This window comes from Rhodococcus shunpengi, from assembly GCF_048381395.1.
Lineage (GTDB): Bacteria > Actinomycetota > Actinomycetes > Mycobacteriales > Mycobacteriaceae > Rhodococcus.
In genome coordinates this window covers 354-19,751 of sequence record NZ_JBLWIU010000011.1, presented here as the reverse complement: position 1 = coordinate 19,751, position 19,398 = coordinate 354, and the positions used below count along the sequence as shown (strand labels likewise).

Below are 19,398 nucleotides of genomic sequence, written 5' to 3'. Positions count from 1 at the left end.
CGCCGCGTCAGGATCAGTAGTAGTGCGGGTAGGGCGACCAGTCGGGCTCGCGCTTCTCGAGGAAGGCGTCGCGACCCTCGATCGCTTCGTCGGTCATGTAGGCCAGACGCGTGGCCTCGCCCGCGAACAACTGCTGACCGACGAGGCCGTCGTCCTGCAGGTTGAAGGCGTACTTGAGCATGCGCTGCGCCTGCGGCGACTTGCCGTTGATCTTCTGCGCCCACTCCAGCGCGACGTTCTCGAGCTCGTCGTGGTCGACGACCTTGTTCACCGCACCCATGTGGTGCATCTCCTCGGCCGTGTAGGTGTCGCCGAGGAAGAAGATCTCCCGCGCGAACTTCTGGCCGACCATCTTGGCCAGGTAGGCGCTGCCGTAGCCGCCGTCGAAGCTGCCCACGTCGGCGTCGGTCTGCTTGAAGCGGGCGTGCTCGCGGGAGGCGAGCGTCAGGTCGCACGTGACGTGCAGGCTGTGCCCGCCACCGGCGGCCCAGCCGTTGACCAGAGCGATGACGACCTTCGGCATGAACCGGATCAGCCGCTGGACCTCGAGGATGTGCAGCCGGCCGGCGCGGGCCTTGTCGACGGTGTCGGCGGTCTCGCCGCTCGCGTACTGGTAGCCGCTGCGGCCACGGATCCGCTGGTCGCCGCCGGAGCAGAACGCCCATCCGCCGTCCTTCGGGCTCGGACCGTTGCCCGTGAGCAGCACGACGCCGACGTCGGAGGTGGTCCGCGCATGGTCGAGCACGCGGTAGAGCTCGTCGACGGTGTGCGGACGGAAGGCGTTGCGCACCTCGGGACGATCGAACGCGACGCGGACCGTGCCCTGCGTGACGTGTCGGTGATAGGTGATGTCGGTGAGGTTCTCGAACCCGGGTACCGGGCGCCACAATTCTGGATCGAAGGTCACCTCGTCACCATAAAGGGCCGGGCATCGCGGCGACGTGCGCTGCCGCCCGATAACGTGCACAACCATGAGCGAGCAGACCGATCCCCGCGACGACTACGAACACCACGGCGGATTCCCGGTCTACGAACCGGTGAAGGCGGGGCCGAACTACGGTCGCTTCGTCGAGACCTTCCGGCGTCTGCAGGATCTGATGGTCTCCACGAACCCGCCGGACGAGGTCGTCGACCGAGCGATCGAGCAGACCGAGGCACTCGTCGACCTGCTCGCCGAGCACGCCGTGCCCGAGGGCCGCTCGCCCGCCGGATTCAACGTCGACCTGCCCGGACGCGGCAGCGCGCTGCTGCTGCCGTGGACGATCGAGAAGTACGGACCGGACGGTGTCCGTGAGCGCGGCGTCTTCCGTCGCTACCACCTCGGAGGCAACGGGGCCGCGCACGGCGGCACGCTGCCGCTGCTGTTCGACGACCTGTTCGGCATGGTCATCCACGCCAACGGCCGGCCGATCGCCCGCACCGCCTATCTTCACGTCAACTATCGCAGGATCACCCCGATCGAGACCGAACTCGTCGTCGACGGCTGGGTCGAGCGGGTGGACGGACGCAAGGCCTTCTGCAAGGCCGAACTGCGCGATGTCGACGGCAACCTCCTCGCCGACTGCGAGGCACTGATGGTCCAGTTGCTGCCGGGCCAACCGTGATCTCCCTGCCCCTCCCGTCCTCGCTGCCCCTCCCGTCCGCGGACGAATTGCTCGACGGGGCAGTCGTTATCTCGCTGCCCATGCGCGTCCGGTTCCGCGGCATCACCGAACGCGAGGTGCTGTTGCTGCGCGGACCCGCAGGGTGGGGTGAGTTCGGGCCGTTCCCCGAATACGGCGACGACGAGGCGGCGCACTGGTTGCAGTCGGCGATCGAAGCGGCCTGGCAGGGGCATCCGGCCCCGCGCCGCGCCCGGATCGCGGTCAACGCGACCGTGCCCGCCATCGGCCCGGAGCGCGTCCCCGAGGTCCTCGCCCGGTTCCCCGGCGCGCGCACCGCGAAGGTGAAGGTCGCCGAACCGGGCCAGGATCTCGCGCAGGATGTCGCTCGTGTCCGGGCCGTGCGCGAACACGTGCCCAATGTCCGGATCGACGCGAACGGAGGCTGGAGCGTGGCCGAGGCGGTCCGCGCGCTCACGGCACTCACGGCCGACGGTCCGCTCGAATACGCCGAGCAGCCGTGCGCGACCGTCCCCGAACTCGTCGAGGTTCGCCGCCGCCTGCCCGGGGTGCGCATCGCGGCGGACGAGAGCATCCGCCGCGCCGAGGATCCCCTGCGGGTCGTGCGGGCCGGGGGAGCGGACGTCGCCGTCGTGAAGGTCGCACCGCTCGGCGGGGTCCGACGCCTCGTCGCGCTCGCCGACGAACTCGCCGGGCACGGCGTCGAGGTGGTCGTCTCGAGCGCTCTCGACTCCGCGGTGGGGATCGCCACCGGTCTCGCGGCGGCCGCGGCCCTACCCGACCTCCCGTACGCCTGCGGCCTGGGCACGGGCGGCTTCTTCGAGGCCGACGTCGCGCCGGCTCTGCACATGTCCGACGGAGCGCTCGATGTCGTTGCGGTCGAGCCCGAACCCGGGCGGCTCGATGCGCTGCGGGCCGAACCCGACCGAGTCGAGTGGTGGTGCGAGCGGGTGCGTCGGTGCCGTACGGTGCTGGCCGGACGCGGACTGTGATGAGGCGGAATCGTCGTATATCGTTCCCCGCGTCCCAACGGTCACAAGTGTCACATCTACGGAGGCAGTGAAAGTGGTTGCAGCTCTGGGCGATGCCCTCCTCGGCGCCGACAAGTTCCCGGCGGTCAAGGCAGACGTCGAAGCCCTGATCGATGCTGAGGTGTCGGACAAGAAGGGTGCGTCCGGTCTCGCCCTCAAGGGTGGCTACGCAGCAGTGAAGAAGGTCGGCCCGGGCATCGTGCCGGGTGCCGTCGAAGGTCTGCTGCCCGAATTCGTCGAGAAGCTCCAGCCGTTCTGGGTGGAGTACGCAGGCAACGGTTCGTTCGCGGACTTCCTGGTCGCCCGCGGCGAGGTCGTCGCCGACGCTCTCCTCGGCGTGACCGACGAGCGCATCGCCGGCACGTCGAAGTCCGGCGTCAAGAAGGTCTACGACTCGCTGCGCCCCTCGGCCAAGAAGCACGTCGTCGAGGCCCTGCCGCGCCTGGGTGATCTCATCCAGAAGCACGCCGGCTGAGCCGACACCAGCGACATCCGGACGTCGCGGTCCCGAACCGGTTCGCCGGTCGGTACCGCGACGTTCGTCGTTCCGGGGAAGTTCGGGCCGTCAGTAGACGGGCTCGCCGTACTTCCAGTAGCCGATGAAGGTCACCGCCGACCGGTCCCAGCCGCACTCGCGCACGAGATGACGGCGCACACCGGTCGCGAGCGACGACTCGCCCGCGACGAACGCGTGGGCGGAATCCGACGACGGGGTCGACTCCCGCACCTCGTCGGCGACGAGACTGCCCGGAACCGCCTCGCCATCCGTCCTGATCACCGGATGCACCCGTACGTTCTCGCCCGTCCGCAGGGCCTGGGCGGTGAGGTCGTCGGGGTGCGGAACCTCGACGAAGACCTCCACGGCCGCGAGCGGGTCGAGAGCAAGAATCGAGTCGAGAATGCCCGCCACGGCGGGCACCGCGCTCTCGTCGCCGACGAGCAGCCACGACCGTGCCTCGTCGAGAGGCAGGTTGCTGATGCCCTCGTCGAGGATGCCGATCTCGTCACCGGGCTGCGCCCGCTCCGCCCACGCCGAGGCCGGGCCCAGATCACCGTGCGACGCGAAATCGATCTCGATCTCGGAGGTCGGGCCGAACAGCGCGGTGCCCGCAGGTCGCACGCGGCGGAACGTGTAGTTCCGCAGCACCGGACGCCGATCCTCGGGTAGCTCCTGGTATTCGGGCCACCAACGGTCGTCGGTCGCACCGGGGAGGGTCAGTTCCCGCTGCTCCGGGGTGGGGAAGAACATGCGGAACCAGTGGTCGAAGCCCATCGGTGCGATCGAGTCGACGTCGTCGCCGCCCACGGTGATGCGCACGAAGGTCGGGCTGATCCGTTCGGCGGCGAGTACCTGCGCGCGCACCATCCGCCGCGACTCGGGCTTGAGATAGGGATTGCGCCGTGCGGTTCCGGTGCTCTTCGCCATACGGCCCTCCGAGGTTGCTCGGATGCCACCACTGACGACGTGCAGCATCCCGACGATCGTTCAGCGGAGCCTAACCTGTGTCCTCACCCAGGAGTGCCGGGCCGGTGCAGTCTCCGCACCGCGGGCGTCAGTCCCCATTCCGTCCGTCCCAACCGGCTCACCGCGCCGAGCGCCGCGAAGTCGGGGGCACCGTCCTCCGCCAGCACCTCCGAATCGACGGTCACGGCGAGGACGTCGCCCATCACGACGAACGAGTCGCCGATCTCGATCACACGGTGCAACCGGCACTCGATCGAGGCGGGTGCCTCCGCGACCCGCGGGGGCCGCACCCGCTCGCTCGGCTCGGCGTGCAGACCCACCTCGGTGAACTCGTCGATGTCATGCGGGAACGCCGCCGACGAGGCGTTGACCTTCTCCATCAACGACACGGTCGCGATGTTGATCACGAACTCGCCCGTCTGCTCGATGTTCCGCAGACTGTCCTTCCGGCCCACGGACGTGAACTGCACGACCGGCGGGGCCGTACTCGCCACCGTGAAGAAGCTGTACGGAGCGAGATTGAACACACCGTCCTCGGCCTCGGTGGACACCCACGCGATCGGTCTCGGCACGATTGTCGCGGTGAGAAGGCGGTAGAAGCGGCCGGGACTCGACTCGTCGGGATCGAAGACTGTGCGCACGGCCTCCATTCTGACCGCACCTCTACCCGGCCACATTTCCGGCGCAATTACCCTGGACTCCGTGAATCCGTCCACTGCCCAGGCCACTGCTGTCGTCGACGAACTCGCCCGGGGCGGTGTTCGGGACGTCGTGCTGTGCCCGGGCTCGCGCAACGCGCCGCTCGCCTTCGCGCTCCAGGCCGCCGACAGCGCAGGACGTCTGCGCCTGCACATGCGTATCGACGAGCGCACCGCCGGATTCCTCGCGATCGGCCTGGCCCTCGCCTCGGGGCGTCCCGTCCCGGTCGTCATGACCTCCGGTACCGCCGTGGCCAACCTCGCGCCGGCCGTGCTCGAGGCGAACTATGCTCGCGTCCCGTTGGTCGTGCTCAGCGCCAATCGCCCCTACGAACTGCTCGGATCCGGTGCGAACCAGACCGTCGAACAACTCGGGTTGTTCGGCAGCCAGGTGCGCGCCACCATCAGCCTCGGCCTCGCCGAAGGCATCGAACAGAACAGCCAGTGGCGTTCGGCGGTCTCCCGGGTTCTCGCCGCCGCCCGCGGAACCCGATCGGGCAACGCAGGCCCGGTCCACTTCGACATCCCGCTGCGCGAACCGCTCGTGCCCGAGCTCGACGCGAAGGGCCCGGTGCCCGAGGGCCGTCCCGACGGCAAGGCCTGGACCACCACGGTGCACGCCACCCTCGACGTCCCGCTCGAGATCGACCTGACCCCCGACACGATCGTCGTCTCCGGTCACGGTTCCGCCCACCGCCCCGAGCTGTCCGGGCTGCCGACCGTCGCCGAACCCACCGCACCGTTGCACGGCATCCCGGTGCATCCGATGGCGCTGCCGCACCTGAAGCCGCGCCAGGCGATCATCACCGGACGACCCACCCTGCACCGCCCGGTGTCGAACCTGCTCGCCGACCCCGCCGTCACCGTGTACGCGCTGACCACCGGCCCGCGCTGGCCCGACGTCTCGGGCAACGTCATCGCGACCGGCACCCGCGCCATGGTGTCGGGAACACCCGACGAGGCGTGGCTCGAACGATGCCGCCAGCTGTCGGCGCACACCGACAAGGCCGTGCGCGCCCAGCTCGACGGGCACCCGAAGGCCACCGGACTGCACGTCGCCGCGGTGGTCACGGATTCGCTGAAGCCCGGCGACCAGCTGCTGCTCGGGGCGTCGAACCCGGTGCGCGACGCGGCGCTCGTGAGCTACCCGAAGCCCGACGTGAAGGTGCTGTCCAACCGCGGTGTCGCCGGGATCGACGGTACGGTCTCCACCGCCGTCGGTGCCGCACTCGCCTACGAGCAGGGACGGACCGTCGCGCTGCTCGGCGACCTGACCTTCCTGCACGACGCATCGGGCCTGCTCATCGGGCCGTCGGAGCCGCGGCCGCAGAACCTCACCATCGTCGTCGCGAACGACGACGGCGGCGGAATCTTCGAACTGCTCGAACAGGGCGACCCGCAGTACGCAGGTGTCTTCGAGCGTGTTTTCGGCACCCCGCACGGCATGGACCTCGCGGCACTGTGCGCGGCCTACCGCGTTCCGCACGAGCGGGTGGATCTGCAGGGACTCGCGCTCGTCCTTGCGGACGACGCTGCGCCGCCCGCGGGCATCCGTGTGGTCGAGGTCACCACGGATCGGGCCGGGCTGCGCGAACTGCACGCGGCGGTGCGAGCGCAGCTGTGAGCGGACCCGAGCGCGCGCGGCGCGCGGTTGTCATCGTCGCGGCGGCGATCTCCGCCCTCGCGGTGATCCTGTTCCTCGGCGCCCTCCGCAACGACCTCACCATCCGCTCCGACACGGGCACGGCCGTCGCCGAGGTGCTCTCGGCCGGCTCCCTGCGGTCCGCCGTGAGTTTCGTCACTCCCGATGGTGTGACGCACAATCCCGAGCTCGGTGTTCTGTATCCGACGGGGTTGACCGCCGGGCAGCGGATCGCCGTGGAGTACGCCCGGAGTGATCCCGATCTCGTTCGTGTGACCGGTCGCGACGCCCGCGTCGCCCTGATCCCCACCGGGTCGGTGATCGTCGTCACATGGCTGATCGCCACGCCGGTGCTGATGTGGCTGCGGCGGAGGGCGACCGCCGCACCCGCTGTCGCTCCCGACGTGAAGGATCGACAGCTGCAGATGTGACGAACGAAACGTTCGTCGCGACTTCGTCCCTCGGTCACCGGGCTCGCACCTGCTCGACTCGCAGGCTCGCCACGCTGTCGGCGTGCGAGTAGCCATCGTCGCGGAATCCTTCCTCCCGAACGTCAACGGCGTCACCAACTCGGTGCTCCGCGTCCTCGAGCACCTCGACCGCACCGGACACGACGCGCTGGTCGTCGCACCCGACACGATCGCAGGCCGGCCACCCGCTCCGTCCGACCATCGCGGGACACCCGTCCACCGTGTACCGGCGGTGCGCGTACCGAGGATCAGCTCCCTCCCGGTGGGCGTGCCAGGACCGGAACTCCTTCCGGTGCTGCGCACCTTCGCGCCGGACGTGGTGCACCTCGCGTCCCCGTTCGTGCTCGGTGCCGGCGGTCTCGCCGCCGCGGGACGCCTCGACGTTCCGACGGTCGCGATCTATCAGACGGACGTGGCCGGATTCGCCTCCAGCTACGGGCTCGGCCTCGCGGCGCGTGCGTCCTGGCGGTGGACTCGTCGCCTGCACCGCGGCTGCGATCTCACCCTCGCCCCCTCGACCGCCGCCGTGGACGACCTCGTGGCCCACGGCATCCCGCGCGTGCGGCGCTGGTCGCGGGGCGTCGACACCGACCGCTTCGCGCCGTCCCGGCGGGACGAGGACCTGCGCGCCCGCTGGTCGCCGGACGGCCGCCCGATCGTCGGTTTCGTGGGACGCCTCGCGCCCGAGAAGCACGTCGAGCGGCTCGCGATCCTCGCCCACGACCCGCGGCTGCAGCTCGTCGTCGTCGGCGACGGTCCCGAACGGTCGCGGCTCGAACGACAGTTGCCGTCGGCCGTGTTCACCGGGCAGCTCGGGGGAGAGGAACTGGCCCGCGCCCACGCGAGCCTCGACGTCTTCGTCCATCCCGGTGAACACGAGACCTTCTGCCAGGCCGTGCAGGAAGCCCTGGCGAGCGGGATCCCGGCGATCGTGCCGGACGCGGGCGGACCACGCGATCTCGTCGCCCACTGCCGCAACGGTTACCGCCTGCCGGTGGACCGCTTCGTCGAACTGCTGCCCCGAGCCGTCGATGCTCTGCTCGCTCCCGGGGTCCGGGACGAGTTCGGGGGTGCGGCACGCCGTGGAGTGCTCGGACGCACCTGGCCCGTGCTGTGCGACGAGTTGCTCGCCCATTACCGGCGGGTGCAGGGACTGCCCGCGCACGCGCTCCGCCGCGCCGCGTGAGCGCCGGCGTCCACTAGGGGAGCGGGTAACGTTTCGGCCGTGGCAACAACTCACGGATCGCGCGCGTCGCTCGACAAGGACCCGCGTGAGGTCGCGTCCATGTTCGACGGGGTCGCTGCACGCTACGACCTGACCAACACCGTCCTGTCGTTCGGGCAGGACCGCGGGTGGCGTCGCGCGACCCGTGCGGCTCTCGACCTGAAGCCGGGCGAGCGGGTGCTCGACCTGGCCGCCGGCACCGGGGTCTCCACCGTCGAACTCGGGCGGTCCGGCGCGTGGGTCGTCGCCACCGATTTCTCCAAGGGCATGTTGCACGCCGGTGAGTTCCGCAACGTCCCGATGGTCGCGGGCGACGCGATGAAACTGCCGTTCGCCGACGCGGTCTTCGACGCCGCGACCATCTCCTTCGGCCTGCGCAACGTCGCCGACCCGGACGAGGGACTGCGCGAGATCGCCCGGGTGGTCAAGCCGGGTGGACGCCTCGTGGTGTGCGAATTCTCCACGCCGGTGCGGGAACCGCTGCGCACCGTCTACATGGAGTACCTGATGCGGACGTTGCCGCGGGTCGCGCGGGCGGTCAGCAGCAATCCCGACGCCTACGTCTACCTTGCCGAATCGATCCGGGCCTGGCCCGATCAGGAACAGCTCGCCCGGCGCATCGAGGCCGCGGGCTGGAGCGACGTGAAGTGGCGCAATCTCACCGGGGGAATCACCGCCCTGCACCGCGCGGTACGGAAGTAGCCGCGCGTATCGGTACCGCGCGGTACGCAAGTAACCGCAGTAGTCGCGCGGCACTCAGGCGAAGAGCGGTTGCCGATCCCAGCGCATCGAGAGATGACCGCTCGTCCGCCACACCCGGGCCACGAGGTCGGCGTCCTCGTCGGTGACGAGATTGCCCATCACCCGCACCGCGACCGACATCATCGTCCGCGACCGCATCGCGATCGGGCCGGTCGCCGGCAGGAACTTCGGGATCGTGAGCAGGCTCGCGAGGCGACGCGCGGTGGAGAACGCGCGGCCGTAGTGGGAGCGCAGCGTCGTCGGCCACAGGTCGGTGAGGTCGTCGGAGTCGAGCAGCCCGGCGATCAGCCGACCACCTTCGAGTCCGTAGTCGATGCCCTCGCCGTTGAGCGGATTGACGCACGCCGCGGCGTCGCCGATCAGCGCCCAGTTCCTGCCCGCGACCCCCGACACGGCTCCGCCCATGGGCAGCAGCGCCGACGCCACGCGCGTCACCTCGCCGAGCTCCCATTCGGTGCGGCGTTGCCGCGCGTAGAGGTCGATGAGCGGTCGCAGCGATCCGCTCGCGGGTCGCGAGGCGGTCGCGAGGGTTCCCACTCCCAGGTTCACCTCGCCGGTGCCGAGCGGGAACACCCAGCCGTAGCCCGGCTGGACGGCGCCCGCGTCGTCGCGCAGTTCGAGGTGCGAGGTGATCCACGGATCGTCGCTGCGCGGGGAGGTGGCGTAGGCCCGCGCGGCCACGCCGTAGGTGGTGTCGCGGTGCCACCGACGACCGAGCACCTTACCGAGGGGAGAGCGCACCCCGTCCGCGACGATCAGCATGCGGCAGCGAACGGTCCGCGGTCCGTCGGCGGTGCGGAAGATCACGGCCGAGACCCGGTCGCCCTCGCGTTCGACGTCGACGGCCTTCGTTCCGTCCACGGCGCGGGCACCCGAGTCGAGCGCGACCTGCCGGATCCGGGCGTCGAGTTCGGTGCGCGGCACGGCGCTGCCCACGACCGGGAACGACGAGTCGGGCCAGGGGAGTTCGAAGCGGCCACCGAAGCCCTCGAGACGCAGACCGCGGTTGACGGTGCGGGTGCGCAGCCAGTCGCCGAGGCCGAGTTCGTCGAGTTCGGCGACGGCGCGTGGGGTCAGTCCGTCACCGCAGGTCTTGTCGCGAGGGAAGGTCGCGGCATCGACGAGCAACACCTCACGGCCGGCGCGGGCAGCCCACGCTGCGGCGGCGGAACCGGCTGGACCGGCACCGACGACGAGAACATCGGTACTGTCGGGAACGCAGGACTGGGATTGCCGCGGATCTCGCGCGGAGTGTTCGGCCACCACCGCTCCATCTTCTCAGGCCGCGATCGGCCGCCTCGACGAGGTGGATCGGCGAACGAACGGCTAGGTTCACTACGGTGAAGTCGAGGCGACAGAACAGGATGGGTACGTCATCGTGAGCACTGAGGGGGCGGCTCGGACCGCCGGTTCGGCCGATGCGGCGCCGAGCACCGTCGTGGCCGGTGTGGAACTCGGCGATCCGGTCCTCGCCGCGACAGTCGGGGACGGCCTCGCGAGCGTCGAGAAACTCCTGGTCGAGGAACTGTCCGACGGTGAGGACTTCCTGACGGAGGCCGCGCTGCACCTGGCGAAGGCGGGTGGCAAGCGATTCCGGCCGCTGTTCACGATCCTCACCGCGCAGCTCGGGCCGAAACCCACCGATCCCGCCGTGGTGACGGCGGCGACCGTCGTCGAGCTCGTGCACCTCGCGACGCTCTACCACGACGACGTGATGGACGAGGCGACGATGCGTCGCGGTGCCCCGAGCGCCAACGTGCGCTGGGGCAACAGCGTCGCGATCCTCGCCGGCGACTATCTGTTCGCGCACGCCTCACGGCTGGTGTCGACCCTGGGTCCGTCGGCCGTGCAGATCATCGCGGAGACGTTCGCCGAGTTGGTCACCGGTCAGATGCGCGAGACCATCGGTGCGCGCACCAACGACGACCCGGTCGAGCACTACCTGCGGGTGATCTGGGAGAAGACCGGTTCGCTGATCGCCGCCAGCGGTCGCTTCGGCGGAACGTTCTCGGGTGCCGATGCCGAGCACGTCGAGCGTCTCGAACGGCTCGGCGACGCCGTCGGCACCGCCTTCCAGATCGTCGACGACATCATCGACATCGCGTCCGACACCACGGAGTCGGGCAAGACCCCCGGAACCGATCTCCGCGAGGGTGTGTACACCCTGCCGGTGCTCTACGCGCTGCGGGAGACCGGACCGGAAGCAGATCGCCTGCGCGAACTGCTCGTCGGTCCCATCGAGGACGAAGCACACGTCGCCGAGGCGCTCGAACTGCTCGTCCGCTCGCCGGGGATGGATGCGGCGAAGGCGACCCTCGCGACCTACGCCGCCCGCGCCCACGCCGAACTCGACGCCCTGCCGCAGGGCCCGGCGAACGAGGCGCTGCGTCGCCTCGTGGATTTCACCGTCGCCCGCGTCGGCTGACGGACCGTCGTGTCGTCCCGCCCCGATCGGGGCGGGAACCTCGCCGTGCGCTCGTTCGTTGGACGAACGAGTGGGGAATCGTGGTGCGGAAGGGGTGCGACGTGCACGGATACTCGAACCGTCTCAAGACGGCCGGTCTGTTGATCGGAATGTCCGCGCTGATCGTGTTCGTCGGAGCGTTGTTCGGCAATTCGACGATCCTGCTGATATCGATCGTGCTCGCGGTCGGCATGAACGGTTACGCGTACTTCAACAGCGACAAGCTCGCCCTCCGAGCGATGCACGCCCAGCCGGTCACGGAGGTGCAGGCACCGGCGATGTACCGGATCGTGCGCGAACTCGCGACCGCGGCGCATCAGCCCATGCCGCGGCTCTACATCAGCCCCACCAACGCCCCCAACGCCTTCGCCACGGGACGTAACCCGCGCAACGCCGCCGTGTGCTGCACGACGGGCATCCTGGAGATCCTGAACGAACGGGAACTGCGCGCGGTGCTCGGCCACGAACTCGCGCACGTCTACAACCGCGACATCCTCATCTCGTCGGTCGCCGGCGCGATGGCCGCCGTCATCTCGGGTCTGGCGAACTTCGCGTTCTTCGCGTCGGCCTTCGGCAACCGGGAGGGTGGCGCGAATCCACTGGCGCTGCTGCTGGTTTCCCTGCTCGGCCCCATCGCGGCATCGGTCGTCAAGCTCGCCGTGTCGAGGTCGCGGGAGTACCAGGCCGACCAGTCCGGTGCCGAGCTCACCGGCGATCCGCTGGCCCTCGCGTCGGCGCTGCGCAAGCTCGCTCTCGGCACGCAGGCCGCGCCGCTGCCGCCCGAACCGAAGCTCGCGGCCCAGTCGCACCTGATGATCGCCAACCCGTTCCGGGCGGGCGACAAGATGAGCCGGTTGTTCTCGACGCATCCGCCGATGGCCGACCGCATCGAACGACTCGAGCGCATGGCCGGGATCCGCTGACGGACGGCACCCCACAGACGACACCTCAGACGACTCCGCCCACGACGAAGGTCGCGGGCGGAGTCGTAGGGAGGGCTTCGTCGGCCGCGGCCGACGAACTAGCGGTAGTTGACGAACTGCAGGGCGATGTCGAGGTCGGCGTTCTTGAGCAGCGAGATGACGGCCTGCAGGTCGTCGCGCTTCTTGCTGCTCACGCGCAGCTCCTCGCCCTGGATCTGCGCCTTGACGCCCTTCGGGCCCTCGTCACGGATGAGCTTGGAGATCTTCTTGGCATTCTCCTGGCTGATGCCCTGCACCAGCGTGCCGGTGATCTTGTAGACCTTGCCGGACTGGGTCGGCTCACCGGCGTCGAAGGACTTGAGCGACAGGTCGCGGCGGATCAGCTTCTCCTTGAAGACCTCCAGCGCGGCGAGCGCGCGGTCCTCGGTCTCGGCCGAGATCGTGATGGCTTCGTCGCCCGACCACTCGATGTGCGCCCCGGTGTTCCGGAAATCGAAGCGGTTGGCGATCTCCTTCGCCGCCTGGTTCAGCGCGTTGTCCACTTCCTGGCGGTCGACCTTGCTCACCACATCGAACGACGAATCAGCCACGTCTCACTCCACTTCCGGGTTGGTCTGTAAGGGTTCTGTCCACCCGACGCTATCGGGTCGCGCGGGGCTGTGACCACTCGGTTTGCGTTTCGGGGGGGTATGCGTTGTATTCTTCCAAACGCATCGAGGACGCGGTCCCGATCGCACCCGGCAGGTTGCCCGAGCGGCCAATGGGAGCGGACTGTAAATCCGTCGGCTTACGCCTACGTAGGTTCGAATCCTACACCTGCCACCGGAACGGCCCCGGTTCTTCGGAACCGGGGCCGTTCTGCATTCCGGGGCCCTTACGGTGCGGGCTCCGGAGTGTGGGTCCTGCTCTCCCCGAGGTTCCGGGCGGCTCGGCACGCCGTGCCGTTCCGCCTCGCGCCCGGTGCCCGCCGCCGGCCCGCCGCGCGCGTACGTGTGGGCACGGGTGCGTGCCGATGCGCAAAGCTCGGAGGGGAGCGGCGTTTATGGGCCTCTACCAGCGGATTTTGCACCAGGACCGAGTGTGTGTAATCTTTTGGAGGCCGCAGCGAGCAGAGATGCTCCGGAGGCCACGCCCCCTTAGCTCAGTCGGCAGAGCGTTTCCATGGTAAGGAAAAGGTCGACGGTTCGATTCCGTCAGGGGGCTCGCTGGATTGAGGTGCCGCCTTCGTAGCGACACTCGGCACCGAGGCGGTGTAGCTCAGTTGGTAGAGCAAACGACTCATAATCGTTGCGTCGCCGGTTCAAGTCCGGTCACCGCTACCAAAAGTTCATTGATCCACCCTGATCGATACTGATCGGATTGACGCGAAAGAAGGCATCCCGTGGCCTCCTCTACTGACGTTCGGCCGAAGATCACCTTGGCCTGCGAGGTGTGCAAGCACCGCAACTACATCACGAAGAAGAACCGTCGCAACGACCCCGACCGGCTCGAACTGAAGAAGTTCTGCCCGAACTGCGGTACGCACCAGTCGCACCGCGAGTCCAAGTAGCCGGTCGGAACGACGTCGACGCGTAAGGTCTCCGCAATACCGACCGTGCCAGTTGGCGTCGTCGGAATTGCGGAGGTTTTGCGTATGACGAACGTACTCGAGAACCAGGAATCGGTGGACGCGACCGAACAGGCCGGGATCCCGTTCGATGCCGCCGCGCACGCCAAGTCCATGGTCGGTCACCACTACCGGGTGGACGACTACTACGAGGTCGGTCGCGAGAAGATCCGCGAGTACGCCCGTGCCGTGCGCGATTCGCATCCGGCCCATCACGACGACGACGCAGCCCGCGGGCTGGGATACGACGGAGTGATCGCGCCGTTGACCTTCGTCTCGATCGTCGGCATGATCGCGCAGCGCAAGCTGTTCGAAGAGGTCGTCACCGGTTACGACCTGAGCCAGATCATGCAGACCGACCAGCGGATGGTCTACCACCGCCCGATCCAGGCCGGCGACAGGCTGTTCTGCGACGTCTACCTCGACGACTTCCGCCAGGCGGCCGGCAGCGACATCATCACCACCAAGAACGTGATCACGGATCAGTACGACAATCTCGTGCTCACCTCGTGGACGACGCTCGTCGCCCGTTCCGGTGGCGAGGTCGACGACAACATCGCGCACGCGGTCAAGGATGTGGTGATGCACAGTGACACCGGTGATGCACAGTGACACTCCGTAGTTTCGCGGATGTCGCGGTAGGGGACGAGCTTCCGTCGAAGGTCGTCACGCTCACGCGCGGAAATCTGGTCAACTATGCAGGTGTGTCGGGTGATCCCAACCCGATCCACTGGAGCGACAAGGTGGCCGAACTGGCCGGCTTGCGCGACGTCGTCGGGCACGGCATGCTCTCGATGGGCATCGCGGCCGGCTTCGTCACGGAGTGGCTGGGAGACCCCGGCGCGGTGACCGAATACAACGTTCGGTTCACCAGTCCGGTATATGTGGAGGCCGACAAGGCCGCCGAGATCGAGTTCACCGGCAAGATCAAGTCGGTGGACGCGGAGAGCAAGACAGCAGTGGTCGCTATCGTGGCGAAGTCCGACGGTCGTAAGATCTTCGGTCGCGCCACGGCAACGGTCCGTTTGGCCTGACGGCCGAGCGGATTGGGTTTGTCCCGGGGCAATGCAGTACACTTAGGCTTCTGGGATCGCATAGCAGCGCGCTGCTCTACGAAGGCCGTAACGGCCCGACGGGGTAGCGCGCGTGTCATGTGGTCGCAGATGGGTCGGTTCCGGACACTCGCTTCGTACGAGTGTGGATGTCCGACCAGAGGGGCGTAGCTCAATTGGCAGAGCAGCGGTCTCCAAAACCGCAGGTTGCAGGTTCAAGTCCTGTCGCCCCTGCCCCCGGACTGCCAGCGACCGAGAGGAACGATGTGAGCGAGGAGCGCGGTCAGCGCCACAGCGGCACCGCAGGGAACATCCCCGGCGACGCTGGAACGGCTACCGGCGCGACCCCCGACGGTTCCTCCGCGGCTGCTCGGCCGACCGGCAAGCGGGCCACCCGTCGTGGTGCAGCCGATTCCTCGGCATCCACGACGAGCGCGGTGTCCATGAAGAAGACGTCGCGTTCGGCCACGGCCGTGAGCGATCGTCCCGCCGCGAAGTCCGAGAACATCTTCAAGCGACTCGTGCGCTTCTTCCGTGAGGTCGTCGCCGAGCTCCGCAAGGTGATCTGGCCCAACCGCAAGCAGTTGACCACCTACACACTCGTGGTCCTTGCGTTCGTGACCGTCATGACGGCGTTCATCTTCGGATTGGATCTGGCGTTCGTACAGGGCGTCAGCTGGTTGTTCGGTTAGCGCCTGTCCGCGCGAGACGAAAAATGTGATCGACGAGAGGAAAGTGCCCGGTGAGCACCCCCGAGAACGACTCGTACGAGGCTTCGGCCGAGGAGCACGTTTCGGACGAGGCCTTGGTTGACGACGTGACGGCCGAGTCGGCGGATGCGGACACCGAGGTCTCCGAGTCCGACGCTGCTGTCGAGTCCGGCACCGATGCCGAGACCGAGGTCGAGGTCTCCGACGCAGCGGAGGGCACCGACGCCGCCGCCGAAGAGGACGAGGTCGACCCGGCCGAGGCCCTCGAGAAGCAGCTGCGGCGCGAGCCCGGCGACTGGTACGTCGTGCACTCCTACGCCGGCTACGAGAACAAGGTCAAGACCAACCTCGAGACTCGCGTCCAGAACCTCGACCTCGCCGATTACATCTTCCAGGTCGAGGTGCCGACCGAAGAGGTCACCGAGATCAAGAACGGTCAGCGCAAGCAGGTCAACCGCAAGGTCCTGCCCGGCTACATCCTCGTCCGGATGGAACTCAACGACGAGTCGTGGGGCGCCGTCCGGAACACGCCCGGCGTGACCGGCTTCGTCGGAGCCACGTCGCGTCCGTCGCCGCTGACGATCAAGGAGGTCGTGAAGTTCCTCCTCCCGCAGCAGGCGAAGAAGAAGCCGGCGGTCGGTGCTCCGACCGCAGGCGAGCAGGCTCCCGCCGCCGCTGCGAAGCCCGCCATCGAGGTGGACTTCGAGGTCGGCGAGTCCGTCACCGTGATGGACGGCCCGTTCGCGACGCTGCCCGCCTCCATCAGCGAGGTCAACGCCGAGCAGCAGAAGCTCAAGGTCCTGGTGTCGATCTTCGGCCGTGAGACTCCCGTGGAGTTGTCGTTCAACCAGGTGTCGAAGATCTGACGATCCCCAGGATCCGACGGCGCCGGCATCCGGCGCGCACAAGCTTGCAGTAGCAGTACGCAAGAACCACACCGAGCAAGAAACTAGGAATAGAGATGCCCCCCAAGAAGAAGAAGATCGCCGGGCTCATCAAGCTCCAGATCCAGGCCGGCCAGGCCAACCCGGCTCCGCCGGTCGGCCCCGCGCTGGGTCAGCACGGCGTCAACATCATGGAGTTCTGCAAGGCGTACAACGCGGCGACCGAGTCGCAGCGTGGCAACGTCGTGCCGGTCGAGATCACGGTCTACGAGGACCGCTCGTTCGACTTCAAGCTGAAGACCCCGCCGGCCGCGAAGCTCCTGCTCAAGGCCGCAGGCGTGCAGAAGGGCTCCGGCGAGCCGCACAAGACCAAGGTCGCCAAGGTGACCATGGATCAGGTGCGCGAGATCGCCAAGACCAAGCAGGAAGACCTGAACGCCAACGACATCGAGGCTGCCGCGAAGATCATCGCCGGCACCGCTCGGTCGATGGGCATCACGGTCGAGGGCTGAGCCCCTCGCTGTTCCGGGGCTCCGTCCCCGGGCCTGCAGTAGCACTCGTGGGAGGGCCGGCCAGGCCCGCTACCACGCCCGAACCATTCACCTGCCGGTGAGAAGTTAGGAAAGAACATGGCAAAGCGCAGCAAGGCATACCTCGCCGCGGCCGAGAAGATCGACTCGGACAACCTGTACAGCCCCCTCGCAGCTGCGAAGCTCGCGAAGGAGACCACCTCGAAGAACTACGACGCCACCGTCGAGGTCGCGATGCGACTCGGTGTGGATCCCCGCAAGGCGGACCAGATGGTGCGCGGCACGGTCAACCTGCCGCACGGCACGGGTAAGACCGCTCGCGTCATCGTCTTCGCGGTGGGCGAGAAGGCTGCCGAGGCCGAGGCCGCAGGTGCCGACGTCGTGGGCGCCGAGGATCTGATCGAGCGCATCCAGGGCGGCTGGCTGGACTTCGACGCCGCGATCGCGACCCCCGACCAGATGGCGAAGGTCGGTCGTATCGCCCGCGTCCTCGGTCCCCGTGGTCTGATGCCGAACCCGAAGACGGGCACGGTCACCCCGGACGTCGCGAAGGCCGTCACCGACATCAAGGGTGGCAAGATCAGCTTCCGCGTCGACAAGAACGCCAACCTGCACTTCGTGATCGGCAAGGCCTCGTTCGACGAGACCAAGCTGGTCGAGAACTACGCTGCTGCTCTGGACGAGGTGCTCCGCGCCAAGCCGTCCAGCGCGAAGGGCCGCTACATCAAGAAGGTCACGATCGCTACGACCACCGGCCCGGGCATCCCGGTGGACCCGCAGCGCACCCGCAACCTCCTCGAGACCGCGGAGTAATTCGCACTGCACGCAATGGATTTGCGTCCTGAGGCGGCCGGTACAGCATCGCTGTGCCGGCCGTTTTGCATTTCGCGGACATCGTCCGCTACAGTGGTCGGGTAGTTCGGCGTGCGCCGATCTTCACCCCGATCATGTTCTACCCAAGACCGTTGGTCACCGAATCCGCGTGCGGATCGGTTGAAGGTCCGGAGTTGTCCGGCGGCCCACGCAGGAGGACGAGGTTAGGGGAGATGTGAACCGCGATGTGCCTTCCGGGTGCATTCGAGTTCCTCCTCCTTGTACGCCCCGTGTGCCCTGCGCCGGGGCGTTCGTCGTTTTCCGGTCCCGGCGGTCGTCCGGTGGGGCGTCCCACTCGGGACACCGGGAAAACGACTGTTACTGAGAGGAGGCGAAGTATGGCAAAGCCCGAGAAGGTTTCCGCAGTTGCGGAGATCACCGAGCAGTTCAAGACCTCCACCGCTGCCGTGATCACGGAATACCGTGGTCTGTCGGTGGGAAGTCTGACCGAGCTGCGTCGCGCTCTCGGAGAGGGTGCCACCTACTCCGTCGCCAAGAACACCCTGGTCAAGCGTGCCGCCGCTGAGGCGGGCGTCGAGGGTCTCGACGACCTGTTCGTCGGTCCGACCGCCATCGCGTTCGTCAAGGGCGAAGCGGTGGACGCTGCGAAGGCTCTGAAGAACTTCGCGAAGGACAACAAGGCTCTCGTCATCAAGGGCGGCTACATGGACGGCGCTGCGCTGTCCGTGGAGCAGGTCAACCAGATCGCGGACCTCGAGTCCCGCGAGGTGCTGTTGGCCAAGCTCGCCGGCGCGATGAAGGGCAACTTGGCAAAGGCCGCAGGCCTGTTCAACGCCCCCGCTTCTCAGGTGGCCCGCCTCGCGGCCGCTCTGCAGGAGAAGAAGGCGGGCGAAGAAGCCGCCTGACGCTGATCCGCATCACTGCGAATCTGCATCACCGCGAAAGATACATCCACGCGTGCTCCGGCACGCACCATCCCATCCGGTCGCGGATCAGCGACATGGGACTTATCAGGAAGGACCGCCACCATGGCGAAGCTCACCACCGAAGAGCTGCTCGACGCGTTCAAGGAACTGACCCTGCTCGAGCTCTCGGAGTTCGTTAAGGCATTCGAGGAGACCTTCGAGGTCACCGCTGCTGCTCCGGTTGCCGTCGCTGCCGCCGGTGCTCCGGCCGCTGCTGCCGAGGCCGAGTCCGAGCAGGACGAGTTCGACGTCATCCTCGAGGGTGCCGGCGAGAAGAAGATCCAGGTCATCAAGGTCGTTCGCGAGATCGTCTCCGGCCTGGGCCTGAAGGAAGCCAAGGACCTCGTCGAGGGTGCTCCGAAGCCGATCCTCGAGAAGGTCGCCAAGGACGCTGCCGACGCTGCCAAGGCCAAGCTCGAAGAGGCCGGCGCCAAGGTCACCGTCAAGTAAGACGGTTTCCGACCTTCCCCGTCGAGCGTTCCGACGCTCTCCGGGACGGTTCCGCAGAAGGGCCG

23 protein-coding genes and 4 tRNA genes are annotated in these 19,398 nt (G+C 68.0%); 22 read left to right on the top strand and 5 right to left on the bottom strand.

Annotation, left to right across the window (positions count from 1 at the left end; all coding sequences use genetic code 11):
- Window positions 1-13 precede the first annotated feature (13 nt).
- Entirely contained in the window at window positions 14-907 is an 894-nt protein-coding gene (locus ACNJ7K_RS04295) for a 1,4-dihydroxy-2-naphthoyl-CoA synthase (RefSeq protein WP_024101698.1), read from the bottom strand.
- A 64-nt stretch (window positions 908-971) separates the two neighbouring features.
- On the opposite strand from ACNJ7K_RS04295, the gene ACNJ7K_RS04290 reads away from it, so the two are divergent.
- The 3 genes from ACNJ7K_RS04290 to ACNJ7K_RS04280 all read left to right on the top strand — a co-directional run bounded on the left by ACNJ7K_RS04290 (window position 972) and on the right by ACNJ7K_RS04280 (window position 3,128).
- Window positions 972-1,604 (top strand): PaaI family thioesterase, encoded by a 633-nt coding sequence (locus ACNJ7K_RS04290; RefSeq protein ID WP_120280038.1) that lies wholly within the window; start codon window positions 972-974, stop codon window positions 1,602-1,604.
- Window positions 1,605-1,627: 23 nt separating this feature from the next.
- Window positions 1,628-2,614, top strand: a complete 987-nt coding sequence (locus ACNJ7K_RS04285) for an o-succinylbenzoate synthase (RefSeq protein WP_159419158.1) — start codon at window positions 1,628-1,630, stop codon at window positions 2,612-2,614.
- A 73-nt stretch (window positions 2,615-2,687) separates the two neighbouring features.
- Window positions 2,688-3,128: a DUF6918 family protein gene (locus ACNJ7K_RS04280; protein ID WP_006552306.1), complete on the top strand. Its 441-nt coding sequence runs from the start codon at window positions 2,688-2,690 to the stop codon at window positions 3,126-3,128.
- Between the two features lie 90 nt (window positions 3,129-3,218).
- On the opposite strand, the gene ACNJ7K_RS04275 is transcribed toward ACNJ7K_RS04280, so the two are convergent.
- Together ACNJ7K_RS04275 and ACNJ7K_RS04270 are read right to left on the bottom strand one after the other, a co-directional pair.
- Window positions 3,219-4,079, bottom strand: coding sequence for a siderophore-interacting protein (locus ACNJ7K_RS04275; protein ID WP_230791082.1), 861 nt, complete (start codon window positions 4,077-4,079; stop codon window positions 3,219-3,221).
- Between the two features lie 83 nt (window positions 4,080-4,162).
- A complete protein-coding gene (locus ACNJ7K_RS04270) occupies window positions 4,163-4,768 on the bottom strand; it encodes a flavin reductase family protein (protein ID WP_159417756.1) in 606 nt (201 codons plus the stop codon).
- Window positions 4,769-4,820: 52 nt separating this feature from the next.
- On the opposite strand from ACNJ7K_RS04270, the gene menD reads away from it, so the two are divergent.
- The 4 genes from menD (at window position 4,821) to ACNJ7K_RS04250 (ending at window position 8,855) form a co-directional block, all read left to right on the top strand.
- Entirely contained in the window at window positions 4,821-6,440 is a 1,620-nt protein-coding gene (gene menD / locus ACNJ7K_RS04265; protein ID WP_159417757.1) for a 2-succinyl-5-enolpyruvyl-6-hydroxy-3-cyclohexene-1-carboxylic-acid synthase, read from the top strand.
- A complete protein-coding gene (locus ACNJ7K_RS04260; protein ID WP_159417758.1) occupies window positions 6,437-6,889 on the top strand; it encodes a DUF3592 domain-containing protein in 453 nt (150 codons plus the stop codon). Before menD ends, ACNJ7K_RS04260 begins: the two co-directional genes overlap by 4 nt.
- An 82-nt stretch (window positions 6,890-6,971) precedes the next feature.
- A complete protein-coding gene (locus tag ACNJ7K_RS04255) occupies window positions 6,972-8,114 on the top strand; it encodes a glycosyltransferase family 4 protein (RefSeq protein ID WP_159417759.1) in 1,143 nt (380 codons plus the stop codon).
- A gap of 39 nt (window positions 8,115-8,153) precedes the next feature.
- Entirely contained in the window at window positions 8,154-8,855 is a 702-nt protein-coding gene (locus tag ACNJ7K_RS04250) for a demethylmenaquinone methyltransferase (RefSeq protein WP_071935515.1), read from the top strand.
- A gap of 54 nt (window positions 8,856-8,909) precedes the next feature.
- Here ACNJ7K_RS04250 and ACNJ7K_RS04245 read toward each other — a convergent pair whose 3' ends face one another.
- Window positions 8,910-10,181 carry a geranylgeranyl reductase family protein gene (locus tag ACNJ7K_RS04245; RefSeq protein ID WP_120280031.1) on the bottom strand — a complete coding sequence of 424 codons (1,272 nt, stop codon included), beginning with the start codon at window positions 10,179-10,181 and terminating at the stop codon, window positions 8,910-8,912.
- 112 nt (window positions 10,182-10,293) lie between these two features.
- On the opposite strand from ACNJ7K_RS04245, the gene ACNJ7K_RS04240 reads away from it, so the two are divergent.
- On the top strand, window positions 10,294-11,340 hold the full coding sequence (locus ACNJ7K_RS04240; protein WP_120280030.1) for a polyprenyl synthetase family protein: 1,047 nt from the start codon (window positions 10,294-10,296) through the stop codon (window positions 11,338-11,340).
- A 101-nt stretch (window positions 11,341-11,441) separates the two neighbouring features.
- Entirely contained in the window at window positions 11,442-12,302 is an 861-nt protein-coding gene (htpX, locus tag ACNJ7K_RS04235) for a zinc metalloprotease HtpX (protein WP_024101689.1), read from the top strand.
- Between the two features lie 98 nt (window positions 12,303-12,400).
- Here the strand turns inward: htpX and ACNJ7K_RS04230 are convergent, their stop codons facing one another.
- Window positions 12,401-12,892 (bottom strand): YajQ family cyclic di-GMP-binding protein, encoded by a 492-nt coding sequence (locus ACNJ7K_RS04230; protein ID WP_006552295.1) that lies wholly within the window; start codon window positions 12,890-12,892, stop codon window positions 12,401-12,403.
- A gap of 149 nt (window positions 12,893-13,041) precedes the next feature.
- Between ACNJ7K_RS04230 and ACNJ7K_RS04225 the strand changes: the two genes are divergently transcribed.
- The 13 genes from ACNJ7K_RS04225 to rplL all read left to right on the top strand — a co-directional run bounded on the left by ACNJ7K_RS04225 (window position 13,042) and on the right by rplL (window position 19,333).
- A tRNA-Tyr gene (locus tag ACNJ7K_RS04225) sits at window positions 13,042-13,124 on the top strand.
- A 308-nt stretch (window positions 13,125-13,432) separates the two neighbouring features.
- Window positions 13,433-13,505, top strand: a tRNA-Thr gene (locus ACNJ7K_RS04220).
- Window positions 13,506-13,548: 43 nt separating this feature from the next.
- Window positions 13,549-13,624, top strand: a tRNA-Met gene (locus ACNJ7K_RS04215).
- Between the two features lie 59 nt (window positions 13,625-13,683).
- A complete protein-coding gene (gene rpmG, locus ACNJ7K_RS04210) occupies window positions 13,684-13,851 on the top strand; it encodes a 50S ribosomal protein L33 (protein ID WP_003941903.1) in 168 nt (55 codons plus the stop codon).
- Between the two features lie 84 nt (window positions 13,852-13,935).
- Entirely contained in the window at window positions 13,936-14,520 is a 585-nt protein-coding gene (gene hadA / locus ACNJ7K_RS04205) for a (3R)-hydroxyacyl-ACP dehydratase subunit HadA (RefSeq protein ID WP_159417761.1), read from the top strand.
- On the top strand, window positions 14,517-14,942 hold the full coding sequence (hadB, locus tag ACNJ7K_RS04200) for a (3R)-hydroxyacyl-ACP dehydratase subunit HadB (protein WP_019291230.1): 426 nt from the start codon (window positions 14,517-14,519) through the stop codon (window positions 14,940-14,942). Before hadA ends, hadB begins: the two co-directional genes overlap by 4 nt.
- 179 nt (window positions 14,943-15,121) lie before the next feature.
- Window positions 15,122-15,194: transfer RNA gene (locus ACNJ7K_RS04195), tRNA-Trp, on the top strand.
- A 32-nt stretch (window positions 15,195-15,226) separates the two neighbouring features.
- Window positions 15,227-15,652 (top strand): preprotein translocase subunit SecE, encoded by a 426-nt coding sequence (gene secE, locus ACNJ7K_RS04190; RefSeq protein WP_120280027.1) that lies wholly within the window; start codon window positions 15,227-15,229, stop codon window positions 15,650-15,652.
- Between the two features lie 50 nt (window positions 15,653-15,702).
- A complete protein-coding gene (gene nusG / locus ACNJ7K_RS04185; protein WP_487041268.1) occupies window positions 15,703-16,536 on the top strand; it encodes a transcription termination/antitermination protein NusG in 834 nt (277 codons plus the stop codon).
- 95 nt (window positions 16,537-16,631) lie between these two features.
- Complete coding sequence (rplK, locus tag ACNJ7K_RS04180; RefSeq protein ID WP_006552290.1) at window positions 16,632-17,066, top strand: 50S ribosomal protein L11; 435 nt, start codon at window positions 16,632-16,634, stop codon at window positions 17,064-17,066.
- Window positions 17,067-17,183: 117 nt separating this feature from the next.
- Window positions 17,184-17,897 (top strand): 50S ribosomal protein L1, encoded by a 714-nt coding sequence (gene rplA, locus ACNJ7K_RS04175; protein WP_016932671.1) that lies wholly within the window; start codon window positions 17,184-17,186, stop codon window positions 17,895-17,897.
- A gap of 398 nt (window positions 17,898-18,295) precedes the next feature.
- Window positions 18,296-18,823, top strand: coding sequence for a 50S ribosomal protein L10 (gene rplJ, locus ACNJ7K_RS04170; RefSeq protein ID WP_006552288.1), 528 nt, complete (start codon window positions 18,296-18,298; stop codon window positions 18,821-18,823).
- A gap of 123 nt (window positions 18,824-18,946) precedes the next feature.
- Window positions 18,947-19,333, top strand: a complete 387-nt coding sequence (gene rplL, locus ACNJ7K_RS04165) for a 50S ribosomal protein L7/L12 (RefSeq protein ID WP_024101686.1) — start codon at window positions 18,947-18,949, stop codon at window positions 19,331-19,333.
- Window positions 19,334-19,398 lie beyond the last annotated feature (65 nt).